Below are 2,254 nucleotides of genomic sequence, written 5' to 3'. Positions count from 1 at the left end.
TTTAGTAATTGTATTTGATTATCTAAATCAGCTTTTTGTTTTGGAGTAGAAACCCTTGCATAAATATAAGTTTTTCTTTCTACTCCTTTGTTAAAATAGTTTATATACACTGTCTTTGTCATAATTATATCTACCATTAGGTAGAACACTTACTTTTATCAAGCCTTCTTTTACATATTTTGTTAGAGTAGGTCTTGATATATTTAATAAATCCAAAACTTCTTTTGATTTCATTATAATCATCTCCTTATGAGATAATTATAACATATATTCATTTTAATAATAGTATAATTATTAAAATTTTCAATATTATTTCTTTTTTTATTTATTTTTATGACTATATATAGCCTCTAATATTTGTAAATCTCTTTTTTTAGGTTGATATACTACCCTTTCCATATCATAACCTACCTAAATATTTTAAGTTTGATTAAAATTTTGGTTAACTTATGTCCTATTTTAGGGATAGATTCTAAATCCTTTTGAGTTATTGCCCCAGATAATAAAAGTAATAATCCATACACAACTACCCCTAAACCTACACTTACTAAAACTGCCCCCGAAACTGCTAATCTTTCACTAGATACTAAGTTTAATCGGGAAATAAGTCTAAAAGTTAAAGGATATGCGAGATATACCGTTAATCCCATACCTCCAGATGTTATTAATGGCTTAACAACAAAATCCATAATACTAAAAGCTAAACCAACTATATTTATAAAAATTACTAAATTTAAAGTAGAACTAACTAAATAACTGGCTACTGTTCCAATGGCAGCTCCTTTAATGTTGATAACTGGTATTGCAGATAAAAAGTAATTCAAAATAACCTTTAATAATACACCCATTAAAAGGGTAACTACCGGTACCACAGTTTTACCTAACCCTTGTAACAAGGCACTTGTAGTTTGCTGTAATGTTAAAAAGATAATAGCAAAACATACTATTACTAGAGGTACAGCTACTGCCAAGTCATTGTATAACATAATACTAATGGGATTTGCTAATACAAATAATCCCACCGCTGAAGGCAAACCTATGAGTAAAGTCAATTTAATTGCTAAAGTAGCCCTTGATTTAATTAATTTTATATTTTGTAATGCATTAGCTTCTGAAATTGAAGGAACTAGACTTTGAGCAATGGCAATAGTAAACAAAGTTGGAACATTAACTAATGGCATTGCTGCCCCTGTTAAATGTCCTATTAAGGCCGCTGCTTCTTCTCTAGAAAAACCTGCTGTTTGAAGCCTTCTAGGTAAAATTGTGGCATCTGCCATTTGAATTAGGGGTAAAACTAAACTACCTAGAGTTATTGGTAATGCTAATAATAACATTTGTTTTAAAGTTTGTCCTGCACTAATTTGAACTATTTCCTTATTAACAGATAATTCTTTAGTCTTACTTCTATGAAAAAGGAAAAAGATTAACAAAACAGCTACCCCAGACAATGAGCCTGTAACTACTCCAAAGGTTGCCCCTGCTGCGGCAAATTCTACTCCCTTTGGTAATAATAGCCATGACAAATAAAAAATTGTTATTACCCTAATTATTTGTTCTACTACTTGTGAAAGGGCAGTTGGGATCATTGTTTGATTACCCTGGAAAAAACCTCTAAAGGCAGCCATTATTACTACTAAAAAGATACCTGGTGCTACACTCTTAAGGGAATATACTACTAATGGTGTTCCCAATATTCTGTTAGCATAATATTCTGCCCCAAAATATAGAAGTAAAGAAAAGAATAGACCTGTTACTAACATTAAAGTTAAAGCAACTTTAAGAATTTGATAGGCCCCTTTAACATTACCAACTGCCATTCTTTCTGCAACCATTTTAGAAACTGCTACAGGTATCCCTGCTGTAGAAATGGCTAATAAAGCGGCATAAATAGGATAAACCATTTGAAAATAGCCCATACCCACATCTCCTATTAAATTATATAAAGGAATTCTATACACCGCTCCTAGAATTTTTGTAATTATACCTGCAGATGCTAAAATAACTGCTCCTTTTACAAAAGATTTTTCCTGTTTATGCACAATACTTCCTCTCCTTACCCATAAAAACTAAACGTAATCTAATATATCTTTATTATACATAAATTCTAGTAAGAACACAGCCTTTCTTTAAAATTAAAGGGCAAAATAATCTATGTATTATTTAAAAAAAGCGCCATTCGGCGCACTTAAATTCATTTATATTTTATAGTGCTCTCCATGAACTCCTATATAATCTTTGGGATACATTTCTGCTC

General features: G+C 30.8%; 1 protein-coding gene and 1 pseudogene. Both read right to left on the bottom strand.

What is annotated here, in order from left to right; all coding sequences use genetic code 11:
• Nucleotides 1–234: pseudogene (locus tag BMX60_RS11740) on the bottom strand (IS607 family transposase); the annotation flags it as partial.
• Nucleotides 235–407: 173 nt separating this feature from the next.
• Nucleotides 408–2,039 carry a putative polysaccharide biosynthesis protein gene (locus tag BMX60_RS11735; protein ID WP_177159815.1) on the bottom strand — a complete coding sequence of 544 codons (1,632 nt, stop codon included), beginning with the start codon at nt 2,037–2,039 and terminating at the stop codon, nt 408–410.
• Between the last annotated feature and the right edge of the window lie 215 nt (nt 2,040–2,254).

This window comes from Anaerobranca gottschalkii DSM 13577, assembly GCF_900111575.1.
In the GTDB taxonomy this organism is placed as follows: Bacteria; Bacillota; Proteinivoracia; order Proteinivoracales; family Proteinivoracaceae; genus Anaerobranca; species Anaerobranca gottschalkii.
This window is presented reverse-complemented; position numbering and strand designations above follow the sequence as displayed.